The organism is Alkalihalobacillus sp. FSL W8-0930, assembly GCA_037965595.1.
Lineage (GTDB): Bacteria > Bacillota > Bacilli > Bacillales > Bacillaceae_D > Alkalicoccobacillus.
In genome coordinates this window covers 407,708-426,776 of record CP150183.1, presented here as the reverse complement: position 1 = coordinate 426,776, position 19,069 = coordinate 407,708, and the positions used below count along the sequence as shown (strand labels likewise).

The following is a 19,069-nucleotide window of genomic DNA, read 5'->3' as shown; positions in this document are numbered from 1 at the left end:
AACATACGTTTGGTGGTTTCTGCTTAAAAATAAGTATTGGATATTATTAGAAAAACGGCAATACAGTTGTGAACGAATAGAATAGAACCTCTTGGTCAAACTAAGCCCATTAGAAAAAACGAAAAGGAGGAATTCACATGGGCTTTCTATGGAGTTTGATTATTGGTGGTTTAATTGGTTGGGCTGCTGGAGCGATAACAGGCAAAGGCGTACCGTTTGGTATTATTGGTAATATTATTGCTGGTTTTATTGGAGCCAACCTTGGTGGCTGGTTATTTGGAGATTGGGGCCCTTCAGCGGGTGGTTTCGCTATTATCCCTGCATTACTCGGTGCGATTATTCTTGTCTTAATCGTTAGTTTTATCTTTCGTTCCATGCGAAAAAAATAAAGGAAAGCTATCCCGACCTGGTCAGGATAGCTTTTTTAGATTACATCCTTTTGTTGTGAAGCAAGCATCGCAAGGTAAAGGTCCGATGTTTGCTTTAGTTCTTGATGTGATCCTTGTGCGACAATTCGTCCTTGATCCATGATTAGAATATAATCGGATTTCATAGCAGTTGACACCTTTTGCGTGATCATAAGAGTTGTGCACTCATACTGTTTTAAAGCTACCAAGAATCGGTGCTCCGTCTTCGCATCTAATGCACTAGTGCTATCATCCAGCAACAGGATTCGAGGGTTTCGAATGAGAGCTCGAGCTATAGCGATGCGTTGCTTCTGTCCACCCGATAAGTTACTTCCTCTTTGACTAACATTCGCATCATATTGATTCGGTAACTTCATAATGACATCATGAATTTGCGCGTCCTTCGCCGCTTGAATCATCTCTTCGTCTGTTGCATCTGGTCTGCCCCAACAAATATTGTCGCGAATACTACCTGAAAATAGAAAGGTCTCCTGCGCAACATAGCTTATTTGCTTTCTCAACTGAACGACGTTAAAGGATTCAAGTGGTTGCTCGTCAATTCTGATCTCGCCTGATGTTGGACGATACAGGCGTGGGATCAGCTGGAAGAGTGCAGACTTGCCCGATCCTGTTGCTCCCATAATCGCAACGCGTTGACCAGCTTCTATCTGGAAGTTAATGTCCTCAATATCCGGAATCTCTTTTTCTTCATATGAAAATGTGACATCTTGAAACTGAATGTTCCCTGCAATTTGTTTGGAAGCTACTTCATATTCATCTGTTTTTTCTTCTTCAAGCGTTCCAAGTACCTCCGTCAATCGTTCGGAGGAAGCCTTCGCTCTTGAGAAGGTCATGATCACGAGTGGAATGGAAGAAAGTGCCGCAGATATACGCAAAACATAGTTCACAACAGCAACTAGATCCCCAACAGGAATTGCTCCAGTGGGTATGGACTCACTGCCAAACCACAGGATAAGAAGAATGGATCCATTCATCAAAAGTAAAAGAACAGGCTGAGTTAATTCCATTAACCGCAAAGAAGAAATGAGCTTATCCCTTAGGCTCTTATTTACATTTAAGAACCGAGCCGCTTCCGTTTTTCTCCTGACAAAGGCTTTAACGAGTTTAAACCCTAGTAAATTCTCCCTCATCACATGATTGACACCATCAAGCTTTGTTTGAACCAACTTAAATTGATTTGCGCCCTTTTTGAACACCCACCCAACAAGCAGAATGACAATCGGTATTACAACAACTAAAACGAGAGCTAAGCGATAGTTGATAATAAGAGCCATAGTTAATGCACCGACGATGACTAAAGGCGGACGTAGCATGTAACGAAGAGTCATCACGATACTATTTTGAATTTGAGTTACATCATTTGTCAGTCTCATAATGAGTGAAGAAGTAGCAAACTGCTTCAGTCGATCAAAGGAAGAGTACTGGATTCGCTTATACACCTGTTCTCGAATGTCATAGCCAGTACTTTGACCTGCATGCGTTGCAAAGAAGGAATTCAACACCCCCGCACCAAAGGCTAAGAGAGTGAGGCCCATCATAATAACTCCCCAAAATACAACCGTTTCCATATCTCCTTGCATAATTCCATCATCAATCATTCGAGCAAGCAAGTACGGGTGAAACAGCTCAACACTTAATTCCATTAACACAAGTACAACGGAGATCCCCACCATTGCCTTGTATTTCTTAAGGAAAACGAATATTCCCAATACACATTCCCCAATTCATTCTTAGATGGTTAGGCTCTAAGTTGGTTAAACCTTTGAACAAGCTCATTAAACGCATGTTCTTCTTCTAAAAAGGCATTATGATTGCTTTCATTAAAGATAACAAGCTCTGAATGCGGTAAGCTTTCATGAATCTGTATGGAGCAGTCGAGTGGGCATTGTCTATCATATTTCCCACAGCTAATGATTGCAGGAACTCTTACATGAGGAAGCTGCTCGAACAAGTTAAAAGTAGGTAGTTCCTGATACGAAAAATAATTAAGCCGCCTCCCGACGATTTTTCCGCTACTAGGCTTTGAGAAATACTCGTCATATCGTTCAGGACGATAGATCGACATCTGTGTCCATTCTTTACTTGCAGCTCTTCGTTCATCCACTGACTCACTCGATTTTATGGTATCCAGTAATTCTAGTACCCTTGAATTAGAGGGGTTTGAGCGATTGTAGATACAGTCCGGATGATTCATGTACTCATAACTTCCAGCACCCGCATTAATTAGAACCTTTTCTAATGAATCCGGGTACTCAACTGCGTAAACCAGTCCAAGCATCGCTCCTGTTGAATGTCCTGCAAAGCTCCATGTATCAATTTGCAAGGCACGACGAATGGCTTCCAAATCTTCTACACTTTGTCGCATGCTACATTCACTTTCAGCAGCAACGACGCGCGAATTTCCTGCACTGCGCAGGTTCACCAAATATACAGTAAACGCTTCCGTAAATGGATCAGCAAAGTAGTTACCTCGGTCGTTAAACTCGCTGTATAAATGAGTCACACACAAAGGGTCGCCTTCACCTTTCATAAACACTTCAAATATACCCTGTTCTGTCTCAAGTAACTCCTGCTTCCACATTGAATTCTTCTCTCCTATCCGTTATCTATTTTTGTTGCATCGATGATAAGCGATGGAAAGTGTGGGCCATCTCCTTGATTTCTCGGATCATACTTAGACGATCTGTAAATGACTCCGTCTTCTTTCTTCCAATCACTTGTATGAAAGACTCCTTGCTCATCAAAATACTCTAACAAGTTGACTTTAAAGTCTGCTTCCTTAAAAAGTGATTGGAGCGTCTGGTATGTATACACAATCTTGTGGGTAAAGGCGGGATGGTCCTCGGGTCCTGGTCCACCCACTTGTACAATCCGTTGATACTCTTCATTTGGAAAATATCCATCAGGTACAGCACAACGAATGTGTCCGCCTATCATTAGATAATCTCTTACCAGACGAGCCGCACTTAGGCCCTCTTCATATGTAAGATGCTCCCACACATGTTCGGCTACAACCGCAGAGATAGACTCTTCTTTAAAATTCTCTCTCCAGCTTGAACGCTTTAGTAGATTCAGTTCATCCTCTTCTGTATGGAGCCATCCAGGATTATTATTGTAGCCACCCGATCCAATTACGACCTTCAGCTCGCTCAACTCTATTCCCCGCCTCTCTCTTCAGTTACAAAAGCCAAACCATACACTCCAGCGATCTTTCTCAATAATCTCCCGCTCCTGTGAAAGCTTTGACGATACATAACTCACAAACTCTTTTAGTTGCTCATCATTTAACTCATGCAGAATGGTTCGTCCTCTTCTAGACAGTAGATCTTCTGCCAGCTCATTTATGGTTGAATATACAGTGCGTGTTTCCCACAATTCAACCTTTTCCACACACTTAAAGCCTGCCGCAAGCATTGCCTTCTGGACCGCTTCATCTGAAAACCTACGCTTCTTTTCCAATTCTGCTAAAAACGGAAAGCATTCAAATAGATAGCCACGAATATGCGTTGGCGATCCTTCTATTAAACAGTCCTCAGGCGTTCGATCTTGGATGATTGCGACTCCTCCCTCTTTTGAAAGCACACGAGAAATCTCTTTCATATTAGGAAGCAGTTCGGTTAGATGGTGAATCACAGCCCGTTCTACCACGACATCAAGACTGCCATCAGCGAGAGGAGCTAAGTTCTCTCCATCGGCGTAGACATATTGGATCGTATCACTTGTTGTTTTTGCTTGAGCCGCTTCAAGCATTCGCTTAGAGGAATCCACACCTAGAACGGAGCGTGGCCCACATTCTGCCAGCATCCTAGTATAGATTCCACCTCCACAGCCAATATCCGCTACTCTTTTGTCCTCAAGCACTACCTTAGAAAGAATGAGCTGTATCCATTCCTGATGTGCAGTTCGTTCAGCATACGTAAATTGATTTTCTAACTGATCAAATTTATTTTCCATACCACAGCACCTCACTTTATCTAAACACTTCTCGATTCACACGTTAATTTCCTGCTATTAACAATTGAAACCGATTTTACAGAGTACCCTTAAACTGTCATACCTCCTCTCCCGCAAAGGTTTCATGTGATTCACGCAACCTATTTGAATGTTCAAATTCTTATTGACAAAGTCTGTCTTTAAATCTACTATTGATAATAGTTTTCATTTTCATCTAGAGAGGTTGAGAGAGTATGATTAATCGAACACATTCAATCATTGGTATCACACTAACATCCGCACTACTTTTAGGTGCATGTTCAACTGGAGAAGCAGACAATCAAGGCTCTCAAGCACCTGATGAGCATACTCTTACATTCGCATGGCCATATGATATTGGAGAAATGGATCCCCATGTTTACGTTCCATCTCAACTTTTCGCTCAGTCCATGATGTATGAGCCATTAGTTACATATGGAGAAGGAGGAGAATTAATTCCTCATCTTGCAGAGTCGTGGGACATCTCCGAAGACGGTCTGGAATATACCTTTCACCTACGTGATGACGTAGAATTTACAAATGGTACAACGTTTGACGCTGACGCTGTTCAATCAAACTTTGAAAACATACTTGAAAACATTGATATACACAGCTGGTTAGGTTTCATTCCAAAAATTAACGATACAGAAGCCGTAGATGAATATACATTTAAAATTACATTAACAGAGCCTTATTACCCTACACTTCAAGAGCTTACCGTTGTAAGACCTGTGCGTTTTGGTGATACAAATGTTCAAGATCTTGATCCTGCATTACAAGACATTCAAAAGTCTGTTGGTACTGGTCCGTGGATTTTAGACGATTATAAAGTAGACGAATATGCGACCTTTGTACGAAACGACAATTACTGGGGTGATCTTCCAGAAGAAGAATCTCTTACGATTAAGGTAATTCCTGATGCAGAGACCCGTGTTCTTGCCTTTGAAAAGGGTGATGTTGACCTTATATACGGAGAAGGAATTATCAGTCTCGATTCATTTAAACAACTTGAATCAACCGGTGAATATAAAACAAGTGTGTCTGATCCAGTCGCTACTAGACAGCTTGTTATGAACACAACGAAAGAGCAGCTTTCTGATGAACGCGTGAGACAAGCCCTTCATTATGGGTTTAATAAACAAGGCTTAGTTGAAGGCGTAACATCCGGACTTGAAGAAGCAGCAGACTACATTCTGCCTCCAAATATGCCGTACACTTCGAATATTGATGCAACACCGATAGAGTATGATCCAGATAAAGCGATTGAACTTCTTGAGGAAGCTGGGTGGACATTACCTAATGGAAGCCAAGTTCGGGAAAAAGATGGTCAGCCTTTAGAGTTTGAATTAATGTATAACTCTTCGGAATCAATCCAAAAAACAATGGCTGAAACCTTACAATCTGAATGGACAGCCCTTGGAGTTAAGCTTGATATTGTAGGCATTGAGCTCAGTACACAGATCGAACGCTTTAAGGCGAATGATTTTGATATGAATTTCTTTAGTAACTATGGCGCACCTTATGATCCTCACACATTTGCTAATATTATAGCAACAGAAGGGTTTGGTTTTAATGAAGCCATTTCTTCCTACGAAAACAAAGACGAAATCATAGAACAAATTGATACAGTTCTCAAGTCAACAGATGAAGAAGAACGAGAAGAGCTTTACCGAGAAATACTAGGATCCCTGCAAGAACAAGCAGCCATTGTTCCAATATCCTATGTAAACAAAATTGCATTGTACCAAGAAGACATCTCTGATTTCACGTTTTCTCCTAATCGAGATGAGCATTCATTCTCAGGTATAAAACGTAACTAGGACTGAACGGGAGTACAACAACATGAGCATGTATATTATGAAACGAATACTAATGATTGTTCCGATCTTTCTTATCGCTACATTTGTTACCTATGGAATGATTAGTTTATCTCCAGTTGATCCGGCAGAGGCTTATTTCGCAGCTGCTCACATCCAAGCAACGGATCAAATGATTGAGGATAAAAGGGCAGAGCTAGGGTTAGATCAGCATTTTGTTGTTCAGTACCTGGAGTCTCTTAAAAGGATAAGCCAATTCGATTTTGGCTTATCTTATCTTACAGACAAGCCTGTGTTTCAAGAGATTACGTCAAGGATGTCGGCAACCATTCAGTTATCGATCTCAAGTTTACTTATTGCCATTGTTGTTAGTGTTCCGATCGGTTTCTTTGCAGGCATGAAGAAAAACAGTCTAATTGATCATCTCAGTCGGGCCCTCTCTTTTATTGGGGCCTCCATCCCCTCCTTTTGGTTAGGTTATTTATTAATCTTTTTTCTATCCGTGAAGTTTGACTTGTTCCCTGTTGAAGGAACCGGTTCGTGGCAGCACTTAGTCTTACCTTCACTTACATTGGCCTTTCCGTTAATTGCCGTTTACACACGCCTTTTACGCACAAGTGTCATGGATAATTTAAAGGAGCCCTATGTATTATTTGCTCGTACCAGGGGCCTCCGTGAGAAGTTAATAATCGGAAAACATCTATTCCGGATGTCTATTTCCCCAATGATTGCGGGACTTGGAATGAATCTTGGAAACTTAATGACAGGGGCCATTATTGTTGAAGTTGTCTTCTCATGGCCTGGCTTTGGACGATATTTTATTGATGCTTTGTTTAATCGTGACATTCCCGTCATTCAAGGATATGTGGTACTCGCTTCTGCTATTTTCCTACTTGCCAATCTACTAGTAGATCTATTGCAAATGATGATTGATCCACGAATTGCAAGGGTTAGAGGTGGATCAAAATGACGACTACATTCCGAAGCTTTTTCTACAGTCATAAAATGATGGTAATCTCCTCATTTATTTTAGGAATTATTTTCATAATCGCGCTTATTGCACCTTATATTATGCCGAACGATCCTACCTTAGTTGATTCAATCAATCGATTACAGCCACCTTCGTGGACCTATCCGCTCGGCACAGATCACTTAGGTAGATGTATCTTTTCAAGAATCTTATTTGGCGCACGAATCTCACTAGGGTACGCATTAATTATCTTTTGTACGGCACTAGGCATTGGCTTAGTGGTTGGCGTCGTTGCCGGCTACGTAGGCGGATGGGTTGATCAAGTCCTTATGAGATTTGCTGATGGACTTATGTCGATTCCAAGTCTTATCTTTGTTTTAGGTTTTGTTGGTATCTGGGGAGCAGGTCCTACGCAAGTCATTATTGGGCTCGTTCTTGTACAGTGGGTATACTATGCTAGAGTCGTTCGAGGCATGGTTCTAAGCCTAAAAAGTCAAAACTATATCACAGCTGCAAGGATTAGTGGTTCTTCTTCTATTGCAATTATTCGGAAGCACATTCTTCCGAATATCCTGCCTTCGCTTGCAGTCATTGGAACGCTCGAAATGGGCTGGTCGATCATGAGTTTATCTTCACTGTCCTTTCTCGGACTCGGCATTCAACCACCTACACCGGAGTGGGGCTCGATGATTCTTGAAGGTAAATCATATATCCGAACAAATCCAATGGTAATGGTGTATCCTGGGGCCATGATCATGCTTGTTGTCATTAGTTTTAATCTACTAGGTGAATCCTTATCCGAAAAATATGCTGTGAAAAGACGTTAATAAAAGTGAGGGTTATGATGGAAGAGCAAGAGATTCTTAGCGTTTCGAATTTGCAAACAGACGTTCAAACACATAATGGCCTTTCGCCTTTAATCAAAAACATCTCCTTTCAGCTTGAAAAAGGTAAAATACTAGGCATTGTTGGTGAAAGTGGTTGCGGCAAAACGATCACAAGTATGTCGATCCTCCAGCTTCACAACAAACAAACGATGCAAGTACAGGGTAGCATTCGATTAAAAGGACAAGAATTAAATGGACTTGGTGAAAAGAAGATGCGATCGATTCGTGGAAAAGAAGTTGCATTCATTATGCAAAATCCGATGAATGCCTTCACTCCTGTCTTCACAATCGGTCAGCAATTCATTGAGACGCTACGAACTCATTTGTCCCTCTCTAAAAAAGAAGCGGCTGAGCTTGCCATAGAAACCATGCAGAGCGTTAATCTAAAAGATCCAAAAGAACTTATGAAAAAATATCCATTTGAGTTGAGTGGTGGCATGCTTCAACGAGTTATGATTGCCATTACCGCCTCGTTAAAGCCGGCGCTTATTGTCGCAGATGAACCAACAACGGCCCTTGATCTATCAAGTCAACTATCCGTATTACGGTTACTTGAGGATGTACGATCAACGTACGGAACCTCTATTCTTTTGATCTCTCATGACCTCGGTGTCATCTCCGAGATGGCTGATGATGTGATCGTCATGCAAAATGGACAGATCGTTGAATCAGCTCCAGTCTTAACGTTGTTTGACAAACCAACACATGAATATACCAAAAGATTATTACGGACTAGACCCTCCCTTTATGCAGAAGGTCAGCCTTACTTTTATTCAAACGGGTGATTCCCTTTAGGCCAAGGAGGCGTTACATTTTGAGAGTTTTAGAAGTGAAACAAGTTCATGCTCACTACGGATCAAAGAATCTTTTTTCATTTGGACAAAAACAGAGAAATGTTCTTCATAACATCTCCTTTGGGATCGATGAAGGAAAGTGCTTGGGGTTAATTGGTACAAGCGGTTCGGGTAAAAGCACTCTTGGAAAAGTCATTCTTGGCATCCATCCCCCATCGTCCGGCCACGTTCTGTTTCAAGGAAAAGAGATGTACAAAAAGGAAAATGAGAAGCTCCTTCGTAAGGATCTTCAAATTGTATTCCAAGATGCGTATTCCGCCGTCAACCCGCGGATGACCGTCGAACAAATCATTCGTGAGCCAATGGAAAACCATCGACTAGTTTCATCTGGCGACATGCGTAAACAAGTAATTGAACTATTAGAGCGTGTAAATCTAAGCGAAAATGAATTAACACGCTTTCCTCACGAGCTAAGCGGAGGACAGCTACAACGTGTAACAATTGCTCGGGCACTCGCTCAAAAGCCTAAGCTTATTGTATTAGATGAATCGGTCAGTAGCTTAGATATGATTACGAAAAGTTTAATCTTAGACTTACTGGCTGACTTAAAACATGAATATAACCTCTCGTATTTATTCATTACACATGATATTAAAGCAGCTTTCACTCTCTCTGATCAGATTGGTGTCATGGAAGAGGGCGAGCTGATTGAATTGTACGAATCAAAGGATCAATTTTTACTTTCACACCACCCAAAAGTGAGTGAATTAAGAAAATCAATTCTGGCAGAGCACCCTCGATTCCGTACAGTGGCGCCACTTCCGAATGAGAGAATGACTGTTAAACAAACGTTTGATTAAAGAGAAGGCATGGATTTCCCCGGAGAAATTCATGTCTTTTTTAACAAACTATTTCCATATTATCGTATAATCATAGAAAAACATATGAGGTGGTTGATGTGAGAAGATCACTTGTTTTGCTTGTTTTTAGTGTGTGTATCATTCTCTTTGGATGTCAGGAAGATGGATTAACTGAGAAATAAAACACGAACTTAGTAATATATCCGCTACAGGAGAACCCTCGCTTTCCATGGGAACGGCCTCAGCCCCTTCCGCGGGAAAAGCGCCGCTGCAGTGTCTTCACCACGTTCTGTTCCATAGGAGTCTCGGGTTCTCCTTCCGCTCGTTTTTTTAACACACACGAATGATGAATAGTCGAATCGTATTATTCGTTATTTCCTCATTCATTTAATTTATGTCCCTGCCTTTTCATTTCCGCAATCCCTTCACCCATTGAAAGAAAGACCTCTTCTTTAGGCTAAGACATTTCGCTAAACGAGCTTCATTTGACTCTCGCATGTACTTATGCCTTTTATCAATAGCCCACTGCTTATATATATCCAGCATCATGAAGCCCCCCTTACAGGCTTTGACTGAGTGTTCCTTTTTAATCCAAAGGCCAGCTGTGACCTATTTGCGATGATCATAAGTATTGCACCGCTTGATATAATGGCCATGCTAAGAAAAGCGAGCTGCGTGCTAAACCAGTCCATCGAGACGGTGAATAGCAAAAGAAGGATCACTCGAACTCCCATCCCTATTGCGTCGAACACTCCGTTCACACGACCAATCCGAGAGTTATCAATTCTCGCCATCATGATCGTTTGTTTACAAATTCGACTGCCCGCATTTCCAAGACCTTGAAAGAGTTGCAAAAGCAAAAAGAGTGGAACGAACTGTATAAGGGCAATGAAAAAAAGCGAACTCGTATAAAAACCAACTGATACAATCACCGCAGCCCATGGTCCAAAACGAGCAAACAGCCAAGTAACAAACACTCCCGCCATGCAAGCACCAAGCGAATAAAGCATGTTAGTATAACCATAGATGGAGGCATCAACCTGAAGCGTTTGATTTAGATAGACTGGTCGTAAGTAGTTCCCTACCATTAATGTGACAAACGGGATGAGCAACGAGAGGATAACCAAACTGAATGCGAGGTTCTGCTTTATAAAGGTCAGTCCTACGTTCCTTTCTGTCACTTTTGGAACCTGATCAACCTTTTTGATCTTGAAAGGCTGATCTTTCGGTAAGTTGTGAATCAGACTCAAGCTAATTAGACTACCAAGGGCCACTACTAAAAGAACACGAGACGGTTCAATAAATTGAAACAATACACCGCCTACTCCCCCTGCAATCATACTTGCAGACTGAGATTGAACTTCCAGTAAGCCATTCATTGAACCATGTTTCCCTTTATCAAAGAGCTGTTGGACGTAAGCCAGCATGTTGGGGTAGTGAACGCCATAATACGCAACTGAAACTACATACAATAAAACGAGCTGCCACGTTGCTAATCCTTGATTAATGGATGCGGACACTGCAATCGGTGTAACGAGAAGCAACACAAACCATTGGTTCCCCCTCATAATATTTCTTCGTGAAAATCGATCGATCATCACACCAATTAACGGAGCCGTTAAGAATAACAAGATGGTTGTGGCGATCATGACGATTCCAAGTAGTTTCTCTCCACCTTGCCTGTCTACAAGCAACCAAGCGACTCCTAAACTTAAGATACCCATCCCAATTGATGCAAAGAGATTTGCCCCGAGTAAGACGACTGCGTTTCGATTGTTCCACAGCCCGTTCAATTTACTGCAATCCCTTTGTATTCATGAGGACAATTCGCCAGCCATCCGGGTCTTCGATTGTGATGCCTAGCTCCTTCCAATATGGATTCTCAGGTTCCACCTCTCCATACCTTAGCTTGTTCAATCGTTCTGCTACCTGTTTGATCTCCTCATACTCAGGTACATAAAAGACGAGTAGATTATCTTTTGTTGGTGCCGGGCAAGGGCTGCCCTCGATATGTTGTGTGAATTCGAGGTGATACGTAGCATCAGGTAACCCATACATCACCCCATTGTAGCCACTATGCTTTTGAAAGGAGCCAATTTGTTTTAATCCTAAACCCTTCTCATAAAATTCGATGATACGCTCTAATTGATCCGTTGGTCGTGCGATTCGTATTTGTGTAGCATTCATGTTCCATTCCCCCTAGCTATTCTGTACATTTAATGTACCAATCTAATCTGACCCCAAATAGCCACAAAGGATGGATCTTCTCTCAGACTTTTGATGTAGATGGAATGAGAAATAACGAAAAAAAGGACCACTGATTCTCAGACTGAATCAATGATCCTTACTTGCTTTATTCTATGTCAAAAATCATCTAAAATACCAGAACCACAAGGGGACCGATTCTGATTGAAATGCATCCCTCGTACACTTCGATTCTGGAGAAAACGCCGAGTTCTCCATCTCCCCATACGTCGCATCGTCAATGTTATTCGTAAACCCGGCATCATCAAAACAAGCTGGGGCGCTGTACTCTGTTAATGTATAGTCGATAATGACCGTCTCATCTGCTGGTGAATCCACTTCAATTCTAATCAAAAAACCTAGGACCACAATAAGCGCGCTTACTCCAACTCCAATTAACCACCGATATTGCTTCATTCATGATTCTCCTTCTATAAAATAATAGGCTTTGCAATCCCAGCCTGAATGGCGAATAAGGCTGCCTGGGTTCTGTCAGCAAGCTCCAGCTTGGACAACAGGTTGGATATATGTGTTTTCACCGTTTTTTCTGAGATAAAAAGAGCTTCGGCAATGTCTTTATTACTCTTACCTGTACTAATTTCCTTAAGTACATCCACTTCTCTTTCTGTTAAACTGTTTAATCGTTGTTTCGTAGAGTCATAGGTTACATGCGACAGAACATGCTTCATGACGTGTGGATGCAGTTTATTTTCACCTTTATACACTGCATTGATTGTTTCAACAAGCTCTTCTGGCTCTACATCCTTCAGCTGATAGCCCGATGCTCCAGCCTGTAGAGCGGGGATCACATAATCCTGATCAGCAAAGCTTGTTACAATAAGGATTCGTGCAGCTGGCCACCTTGCTTTGATCTTTGTTGTTGCTTGAATCCCATTTAGAACGGGCATATCAATATCCATCAAAACGACATCAGGCTTGTGTTGATCATATAAATCGATCGCTTCTTGACCGTTTGTAGCCTCTGCTACAATTTGAAACGCTGGGATAGCTTCTAAGAAATAAACTAACCCCTTACGAACCATCTGGTGATCATCAACGATTAATAGGTTCATCTAGGTTGCTCCCTTCCCCAGGGAAAACGATTTCCCATGTTGTCCCTAATCCTTCTTTTGTTGATAATGTAGCGATTCCATTTATTTTCTGCGCTCGAAGGCGGATGCCTTTAAGTCCGATCGTGTCTAGAAGAATACCCTTTTGTTCATCAAAGCCTCTACCTGCATCTTTAATCTGTATTTTTCGTTGCTGATGATCGTTCTGTATGGAAATTTGTACTTCTTCTGTGCCTGCATGTTTTTTCGTATTATTTATCGCTTCTTGTACGATACGATAAACCTCTTTTTGTTCCTTTTCACTGAACGTTACCAACTGATCATGTAAGAGTTCAACTCTTACTCCAACAAGCTGCCCGTACCTGAGAATTTGCTTAGATAAATCAAGCTCTTCTCCAGTTGAGCGGCGTACTTGAATAACTTCTTTTACGCCCTTGAGTGCCTCTTGAACAATATCCGTTAAGCTTCGAAGCTCTTCTTTTAATGAAGGCTCTGTCAGACGCATAGATAATCCTTTTAGACGTAATTGCAAAGAAAACAGTAGTTGGTTAACGGAGTCATGCAAATCATGAGCTAGCTTCTCTCTCTCTTTTTGTTGAGTGAGTTGTTCTTCAAGTTCAAGAAGTCGCTGTCTTTCTTTAAACAGACAAAGGTGCTCCTGAAGATGCGCCCTGAGCTCTTGGCTTAGTTGTTTCTCATGTAGAAAGGCTAGATGTTCAATTGGTAATGTCACATCTACATCTTCTGGTTTTAGTTGAAACGTATGTATGAATTCACTCATCAGTATTTGATCAGAGCTTTTATAAGAGAGTGTATGTAAACGCTGTAGAAAAGAGCTTAATTGACTGTACTCAAGCGCTCGTTTCGCTTCTTGTTCATACAATTTCACTCTTTTTATTGCCGTTCCTATTTGATATCCAATCGTTTCAAGTATGTTAAGTTCGTCTTCTTTAAAATGAATCTTTCCAGGTGAAGCCACATTAAGGATACCAATCGGCTCGTCACCAGCATGGATCGGAATCGTTGCGTGATGAGTAAGATCATTTGTATCTCCGAGCTCCTGATCAACTGCATGCTCCAAACGCTGACATTCAAGCATATTGACTGCTTTTGTTAACTCACCATTTAGGAACTGGCGTTTACACCAGCAGCCTCCTTTTTTAAGCAATCGTCCCTCTGCACACGCTAGCGCTTCAGGTACATTCGACTCTGCCACAAGCGTATGGTTTCCCTTTTGATCAATCAGAAAAATCCAGCCACTCGATAAGCCAGTTACTTGCAAAATCTTAGTCAGGACAGGCGTCAGCATAGACGTCACATCTGTTCCTTCGTTTAGTGTTTTTGACATTTCTTTTAATGCGCGAAGAATATCCACAACGGGTCCCTCCACTTTTTCCCTTAGTGTATCATAAGTGAACAAGGTCATTACTGTTTAAAAATAAACGTTTCCTTATATGGTCGGTCGCCTTCTATTCCAGTCGTCCAAAGTACATCGATCTCAATTTGTTTTGCTTTCTTAGTAACGGACATAGCTGAGTAAGTAGCCGCTCCTCCAAGTGTAAGTAAGCCTTTTGTTTGTTGTTCATCCATGATCGCAAGGCCATACCTCACATCTGTATCAGGTTCATCCCGATACGCTCGAACGATCACAGCCCCCATGTCACCTTTCTTATTCTCCACTTCAAGCTCATACGTATCAAATGCTTTCGGATTCGGCTTTTGGATTCGTGAGTCATTCGTTGGTTCCTTCAGTGACACAATCCAATGATCCGATTCCTGCACCTGAGGAAGATCCTTAAAGGTAACGGCTTGTCCCGGATTCGCAGTGATCAACAACAATACGAAAGCAATCATACCTAGTAACCCGTTTTTTCTCCATTTCAATTCTACCACTCCTTTATGGTAGGATTTACTCTCAAGTCTTAGAATATCCGAAACAAACGTGAAAAAAGAGACACCTTAGACAGGCATCTCTTTTCCAATATATGTATTAATTATTTTTGGCAGTTGTATAGTATGTAGCTTAGCAAATTTTTAAATATAAGTCTATATTTTTTTTGACAATTCACCCAAAATAGTTCTAGAAGGAGGCGATTGAATGTATGAGTCATATCAAGAGGAACAGATTGCTCTACGCATGAAACTGACAAAGATCAAAAGCTACCAAGAACAACTTGAAGGTCTTCCCCGGTACCGAGGAGATGATTTTAATGAGCAAGTCCTTGAAGATAGTCGCGAACGACAGCGACAAGTCATTAAGAAGGCAACGGAGGAGCCGTACTTTGGACGGTTGGATTTTGAGGAGTATGGAAAGTCTGAAGCTACCCCCTTATACATCGGAAAAGCAGGCGTTCATGATGATCAATCAGGTGAAGTTCTTGTTGTTGATTGGCGGGCACCTGTTTCCAGTCTCTTCTATGCCTTTTCCGGCAGTGAGGATGACGTGTATTACGAAGCGCCGGAAGGCATCATTGATGGCACAATTGAACTGAAACGCAACATTATGATCCGCGAACAAGAATTGATGCGGGTAGTTGATAGCTATAAGCAAGGTGAAACCATAAGCAGTGGCGGAGATGAATTCCTTCTTTATAAGCTTGGAGAGCAGAAGGATAATCGTTTGCAGGACATCGTTTCAACCATTCAAGGAGAACAAAACGAGATCATCCGCCACCAAAAAAATCAGGCTGTCATTATTCAAGGAGTCGCCGGAAGTGGTAAAACAACCGTGGCATTGCACAGACTGGCATATTTACTATATGAGTACCGTGAACAAATGCAGGCAGATAACATGATTATCTTTGCGCCCAATGCGATGTTTTTAGATTACATATCGCAGGTTCTTCCTGAATTAGGTGTGGGTCATATTCAACAAACAACTTTTAGCGAATGGGCTTTAAGTGTGCTTGATGATCCTGCTATTCAATTAGCCAATCAAACAAATAAGCTACAAAAACGCTTTGAGCAGTCTGACTCTTCTATAGACGCGGCGACACAGTTTAAAGGCTCCATTGCCTTTAAGGAAAAGATTGATCGGGAGTTAGAGGTATTAGAAGAAAGCTTGTTTCCTACAACTGACTTTACCCCTTGGGAAGGCGCTGTGATCACTCATGAGACCATCTCCCAATGGCGCAACACAGATTTCCTACATTCTCCGGTCCAAGGCAAACAAGAGCGCTTGAAGGCGCGTATGAAACGGTGGATTGAAATCGAAGTAAAACAACAGCATCACCTGGACCAAAAAGAACAACAGGAGTTGCGGAAGCATGCCTTGGAACAAGCTAGAAAGTATGTAGCGAAGATGAAGAAACGAACACCGTTCCAGCTCTATCTTCACATTTTAAAAAGCCAGGGACTCTCGCTTTTCGAACAACAAATTGAGCCTGAGGATCTTGCTCCTTTACTTCATATCTATCATAAGTGGATTGGTTTTGAGAAAGATAAACGGTTTGATCATGTTGTTATCGACGAAGCACAAGATTTTTCTCCTTACCAAATCGCCATTTTAAAAGAGCAAACACGTGGTCAATCCTTTACAATCCTTGGGGACTTATCACAAGGAATCCATAGCGTACAAGGAATTGACGAATGGTCAGCATTTAAGGATTTGTTTGGCGAGCAGAAAACCGCTTATTTTGAAATGAACAAAAGCTATCGATCTACGCTAGAAATCATTGAATGCTCAAACCATCTTTTAAAGCAGTTCCCTAAGCGCAGGGTGCTGGCAGAGCCAGTGTTTCGGAGTGGAGAACCCGTCCGGATGGAACAGGTAAAACAAGATGAGTTAGTAAAAGAAATTAGTATGTGGGTTCAATCCATGCAAGGTGAAGGGTATCAGACCATTGCTGTTATTGGACGCACCCATACATCATGTGCCGACTTGTTCCAGCTGCTACAAAAGGATCACAAGGATATGACATTTATCCAAGCAGAGGATCAGACCTATAAGGGTGGAACCTCCATTTTACCTGTCTATCTTTCAAAAGGACTCGAATTTGATGCTGTGCTAATCATTGATGCTGATGAGCAAAGCTATCAGCAAACCACGGATCATATCAAGCTTCTTTATGTTGGGATTACACGTGCTCTTCACCGCCTACACATCATGCATACTGGACATTTAACGAAGCTACTTGCAGAGTACGAGGCGAGCGAACAACGATGATAAATCCAGCCTTACTCCAGAAACAGATCTCACGTGTTAGCGGCGCGACGTCCATGACACCGATTCAAAAAGGATTTTCATCTGACGCAAAGTTTATCGTTCGGTTTGAGCAAGAACCACCACTGATTTTACGGATCGGTCAATCAAACTCACTCCAACACAGACAACAGGAAGCAAGTCTCTTGTTGTCACTTGGTCAAAAAGGAGTCACCTGCCCCTTACCAATCGATTCAGGGTATCTTGCTGCGCTAGACATCACGTATCAATTGTATTCCTATTTAGAGGGTGAGGAGGCCGAAATCATTCTTCCTGCTCTTTCTGATAAGAAGCAATACAAGATTGGCTTTCAAGCAGGTGAGCAGCTTGCGCTCATGCATTCATTAGAAGCTCCGCAGCATATTGTAGATTGGGAAAACCGAGCGATTGCCAAGCATGAAAAGTACTTAGCGCATTACAAAGCCCCTACCATTACAGTTCGGGACGATCACATGCTGATAGACTTCATTGCATCCAATCAGCAGCTTTTAAAAGGACGACCAAACCATTTCCAGCATGATGATTTTCATTTGAGAAATATCCTAATTAAAGAACAACAATTTGCAGGAATCATCGACTTTAACGGCTATGACTGGGGTGATCCCTACCATGATTTCGTGAAGATTGCCTTATTTTCACGCCAAACAAGCGTCCCTTTTTCCATTGGGCAAATTCATGGCTATTTCCAAAATCACATACCCGAATCGTTTTGGACATTGTACTCTGTATACACTGCTATGACCGTGTTTTCATCTGTTGTTTGGTCCATCCAAACTGCTCCCGAGCAGCTTGACGAGATGCTTGAACGATTAGACACAGTCATTCAAGACCATTGTTCCTTCCAATCCGTGATCCCTTCGTGGTTTCGTGATGCAGAACCAATCTTTTTAAAAAATGCCGAACCCTCTAAGTAGGGTCCGGCATTTTTTTGAGTTATCCTAAATAAGCTTCAAGCATCCAAGTATGCTTATCTAATTCTGCTTTAAGCGCAATAAACATATCTGCCGTTGATTCATCTTCAACTTTACCAGCTGCTTCAATGACAGCTTCCGCATGTGTTGAGACCGCATGAAAGTCTTTTGCAATCGATGCAACCATATCTCTTGCTGATTCTTGTCCGGTTGCTTCTTCTACATTTGACGTTTCAAGAAATTCCTTCATCGTCGCAATAGGTTTTCCTTTAATGGCAAGAATGCGTTCTGCGATTTCATCAATATGAACGCCGGCTTCATTATAAAACTCTTCAAATTTAACATGTAATGTAAAGAAGTCTGGTCCTTTTACATTCCAATGAAAATTATGAAGCTTTGTATAAAGTACATTCCAGTCTGCAAGCTGTTGGTTTAACTCATTTACTACGGTTTGGTTTGTCATATCACATACACTCCTTATCTCTTATAACTACATTATATATCATTTAATATATAATATCAAATAATAATTATTATAAATAAGGATTTATTTTTCAAAGTAGATATGAGAATGTAAGAGACACCCTTCGTTAAAAAGAGAGCTACACACAGGACACGTATGGTGACAGTCTTTATACTGCTCGATCGTTAATTCTGTCTTACACACACCGCATAGAATTGCCTTCTCATGAAACGCATCCTTTGGCCAAACCTCTATCTCATGATCCTCTCGCTCATTGTGGCATAAATAGCAAGGATAATACTGTCCGCAGCATTTAAACTTTATGGCGATAACATCCTTCTCTGATTGATAGTGAACGCACCTAGTCTGATCATCAACTACAGGTCCTCTCACCTTACACATAATGTACCCTCCCTCCATACTTTACTAACTCCTTATAGAATGAGCGAATG

General features: G+C 41.5%; 20 protein-coding genes. 8 read left to right on the top strand and 12 right to left on the bottom strand.

Going from position 1 to position 19,069, the window contains the following annotated elements; translation table 11 throughout:
• Positions 1-137 precede the first annotated feature (137 nt).
• Entirely contained in the window at positions 138-389 is a 252-nt protein-coding gene (locus tag NSQ54_02330) for a GlsB/YeaQ/YmgE family stress response membrane protein (protein ID WYP26972.1), read from the top strand.
• A gap of 35 nt (positions 390-424) precedes the next feature.
• Here NSQ54_02330 and NSQ54_02325 read toward each other — a convergent pair whose 3' ends face one another.
• Genes NSQ54_02325 through NSQ54_02310 form a run of 4 tightly spaced genes read right to left on the bottom strand, consistent with a single transcriptional unit; the run spans position 425 to position 4,382 of the window.
• A complete protein-coding gene (locus tag NSQ54_02325; GenBank protein WYP26971.1) occupies positions 425-2,137 on the bottom strand; it encodes an ABC transporter ATP-binding protein in 1,713 nt (570 codons plus the stop codon).
• Between the two features lie 29 nt (positions 2,138-2,166).
• On the bottom strand, positions 2,167-3,009 hold the full coding sequence (locus tag NSQ54_02320) for an alpha/beta hydrolase (GenBank protein WYP26970.1): 843 nt from the start codon (positions 3,007-3,009) through the stop codon (positions 2,167-2,169).
• Positions 3,010-3,023: 14 nt separating this feature from the next.
• The gene (locus NSQ54_02315) at positions 3,024-3,587 is read right to left on the bottom strand and encodes an SAM-dependent methyltransferase (GenBank protein ID WYP28482.1); all 564 of its coding nucleotides are present in this window, start codon (positions 3,585-3,587) and stop codon (positions 3,024-3,026) included.
• A 15-nt stretch (positions 3,588-3,602) separates the two neighbouring features.
• A complete protein-coding gene (locus NSQ54_02310) occupies positions 3,603-4,382 on the bottom strand; it encodes a class I SAM-dependent methyltransferase (GenBank protein ID WYP26969.1) in 780 nt (259 codons plus the stop codon).
• Positions 4,383-4,615: 233 nt separating this feature from the next.
• On the opposite strand from NSQ54_02310, the gene nikA reads away from it, so the two are divergent.
• The 5 genes from nikA to NSQ54_02285 are packed head-to-tail and all read left to right on the top strand — an operon-like array spanning position 4,616 to position 9,728.
• A complete protein-coding gene (gene nikA, locus NSQ54_02305; GenBank protein WYP26968.1) occupies positions 4,616-6,220 on the top strand; it encodes a nickel ABC transporter substrate-binding protein in 1,605 nt (534 codons plus the stop codon).
• Positions 6,221-6,242: 22 nt separating this feature from the next.
• On the top strand, positions 6,243-7,187 hold the full coding sequence (gene nikB / locus NSQ54_02300; protein ID WYP26967.1) for a nickel ABC transporter permease: 945 nt from the start codon (positions 6,243-6,245) through the stop codon (positions 7,185-7,187).
• On the top strand, positions 7,184-8,014 hold the full coding sequence (gene nikC / locus NSQ54_02295; GenBank protein ID WYP26966.1) for a nickel transporter permease: 831 nt from the start codon (positions 7,184-7,186) through the stop codon (positions 8,012-8,014). The genes nikB and nikC overlap by 4 nt, the downstream gene beginning before the upstream one ends.
• A gap of 17 nt (positions 8,015-8,031) precedes the next feature.
• Complete coding sequence (locus NSQ54_02290) at positions 8,032-8,859, top strand: ABC transporter ATP-binding protein (protein ID WYP26965.1); 828 nt, start codon at positions 8,032-8,034, stop codon at positions 8,857-8,859.
• A gap of 29 nt (positions 8,860-8,888) precedes the next feature.
• Positions 8,889-9,728: a dipeptide/oligopeptide/nickel ABC transporter ATP-binding protein gene (locus tag NSQ54_02285; GenBank protein WYP26964.1), complete on the top strand. Its 840-nt coding sequence runs from the start codon at positions 8,889-8,891 to the stop codon at positions 9,726-9,728.
• A gap of 545 nt (positions 9,729-10,273) precedes the next feature.
• Here NSQ54_02285 and NSQ54_02280 read toward each other — a convergent pair.
• The 6 genes from NSQ54_02280 to NSQ54_02255 form a co-directional block, all read right to left on the bottom strand.
• Positions 10,274-11,521: an MFS transporter gene (locus tag NSQ54_02280; protein ID WYP26963.1), complete on the bottom strand. Its 1,248-nt coding sequence runs from the start codon at positions 11,519-11,521 to the stop codon at positions 10,274-10,276.
• Position 11,522: 1 nt separating this feature from the next.
• Complete coding sequence (locus NSQ54_02275) at positions 11,523-11,915, bottom strand: VOC family protein (GenBank protein WYP26962.1); 393 nt, start codon at positions 11,913-11,915, stop codon at positions 11,523-11,525.
• A 183-nt stretch (positions 11,916-12,098) separates the two neighbouring features.
• Positions 12,099-12,389, bottom strand: a complete 291-nt coding sequence (locus NSQ54_02270; protein ID WYP26961.1) for a hypothetical protein — start codon at positions 12,387-12,389, stop codon at positions 12,099-12,101.
• Positions 12,390-12,403: 14 nt separating this feature from the next.
• Entirely contained in the window at positions 12,404-13,045 is a 642-nt protein-coding gene (locus tag NSQ54_02265; protein WYP26960.1) for a response regulator transcription factor, read from the bottom strand.
• Positions 13,026-14,417, bottom strand: coding sequence for a GAF domain-containing protein (locus NSQ54_02260; GenBank protein WYP26959.1), 1,392 nt, complete (start codon positions 14,415-14,417; stop codon positions 13,026-13,028). Before NSQ54_02260 ends, NSQ54_02265 begins: the two co-directional genes overlap by 20 nt.
• A gap of 50 nt (positions 14,418-14,467) precedes the next feature.
• On the bottom strand, positions 14,468-14,926 hold the full coding sequence (locus NSQ54_02255) for a hypothetical protein (protein ID WYP26958.1): 459 nt from the start codon (positions 14,924-14,926) through the stop codon (positions 14,468-14,470).
• 214 nt (positions 14,927-15,140) lie between these two features.
• On the opposite strand from NSQ54_02255, the gene NSQ54_02250 reads away from it, so the two are divergent.
• Both NSQ54_02250 and NSQ54_02245 read left to right on the top strand, forming a co-directional pair.
• Positions 15,141-17,207 carry a UvrD-helicase domain-containing protein gene (locus NSQ54_02250; protein WYP26957.1) on the top strand — a complete coding sequence of 689 codons (2,067 nt, stop codon included), beginning with the start codon at positions 15,141-15,143 and terminating at the stop codon, positions 17,205-17,207.
• Positions 17,204-18,157, top strand: coding sequence for an aminoglycoside phosphotransferase family protein (locus NSQ54_02245; protein ID WYP26956.1), 954 nt, complete (start codon positions 17,204-17,206; stop codon positions 18,155-18,157). Before NSQ54_02250 ends, NSQ54_02245 begins: the two co-directional genes overlap by 4 nt.
• A 19-nt stretch (positions 18,158-18,176) precedes the next feature.
• Here NSQ54_02245 and NSQ54_02240 read toward each other — a convergent pair whose 3' ends face one another.
• Positions 18,177-18,617, bottom strand: a complete 441-nt coding sequence (locus tag NSQ54_02240; GenBank protein ID WYP26955.1) for a Dps family protein — start codon at positions 18,615-18,617, stop codon at positions 18,177-18,179.
• A gap of 84 nt (positions 18,618-18,701) precedes the next feature.
• The gene (locus tag NSQ54_02235; protein ID WYP26954.1) at positions 18,702-19,019 is read right to left on the bottom strand and encodes a CHY zinc finger protein; all 318 of its coding nucleotides are present in this window, start codon (positions 19,017-19,019) and stop codon (positions 18,702-18,704) included.
• Between the last annotated feature and the right edge of the window lie 50 nt (positions 19,020-19,069).

What these genes read in the sequence shown, in the direction of transcription:
- nikB (WYP26967.1), top strand. Translation starts at nt 6,243, where the DNA reads ATGAGCATGTATATTATGAAACGAATACTAATGATTGTTCCGATCTTT.
- NSQ54_02310 (WYP26969.1), bottom strand. Translation starts at nt 4,382, where the DNA reads ATGGAAAATAAATTTGATCAGTTAGAAAATCAATTTACGTATGCTGAA.
- nikC (WYP26966.1), top strand. Translation starts at nt 7,184, where the DNA reads ATGACGACTACATTCCGAAGCTTTTTCTACAGTCATAAAATGATGGTA.
- NSQ54_02240 (WYP26955.1), bottom strand. Translation starts at nt 18,617, where the DNA reads ATGACAAACCAAACCGTAGTAAATGAGTTAAACCAACAGCTTGCAGAC.
- NSQ54_02290 (WYP26965.1), top strand. Translation starts at nt 8,032, where the DNA reads ATGGAAGAGCAAGAGATTCTTAGCGTTTCGAATTTGCAAACAGACGTT.
- NSQ54_02265 (WYP26960.1), bottom strand. Translation starts at nt 13,045, where the DNA reads ATGAACCTATTAATCGTTGATGATCACCAGATGGTTCGTAAGGGGTTA.
- NSQ54_02270 (WYP26961.1), bottom strand. Translation starts at nt 12,389, where the DNA reads ATGAAGCAATATCGGTGGTTAATTGGAGTTGGAGTAAGCGCGCTTATT.
- NSQ54_02320 (WYP26970.1), bottom strand. Translation starts at nt 3,009, where the DNA reads ATGTGGAAGCAGGAGTTACTTGAGACAGAACAGGGTATATTTGAAGTG.
- NSQ54_02235 (WYP26954.1), bottom strand. Translation starts at nt 19,019, where the DNA reads ATGTGTAAGGTGAGAGGACCTGTAGTTGATGATCAGACTAGGTGCGTT.
- NSQ54_02245 (WYP26956.1), top strand. Translation starts at nt 17,204, where the DNA reads ATGATAAATCCAGCCTTACTCCAGAAACAGATCTCACGTGTTAGCGGC.
- nikA (WYP26968.1), top strand. Translation starts at nt 4,616, where the DNA reads ATGATTAATCGAACACATTCAATCATTGGTATCACACTAACATCCGCA.
- NSQ54_02330 (WYP26972.1), top strand. Translation starts at nt 138, where the DNA reads ATGGGCTTTCTATGGAGTTTGATTATTGGTGGTTTAATTGGTTGGGCT.
- NSQ54_02250 (WYP26957.1), top strand. Translation starts at nt 15,141, where the DNA reads ATGTATGAGTCATATCAAGAGGAACAGATTGCTCTACGCATGAAACTG.
- NSQ54_02275 (WYP26962.1), bottom strand. Translation starts at nt 11,915, where the DNA reads ATGAATGCTACACAAATACGAATCGCACGACCAACGGATCAATTAGAG.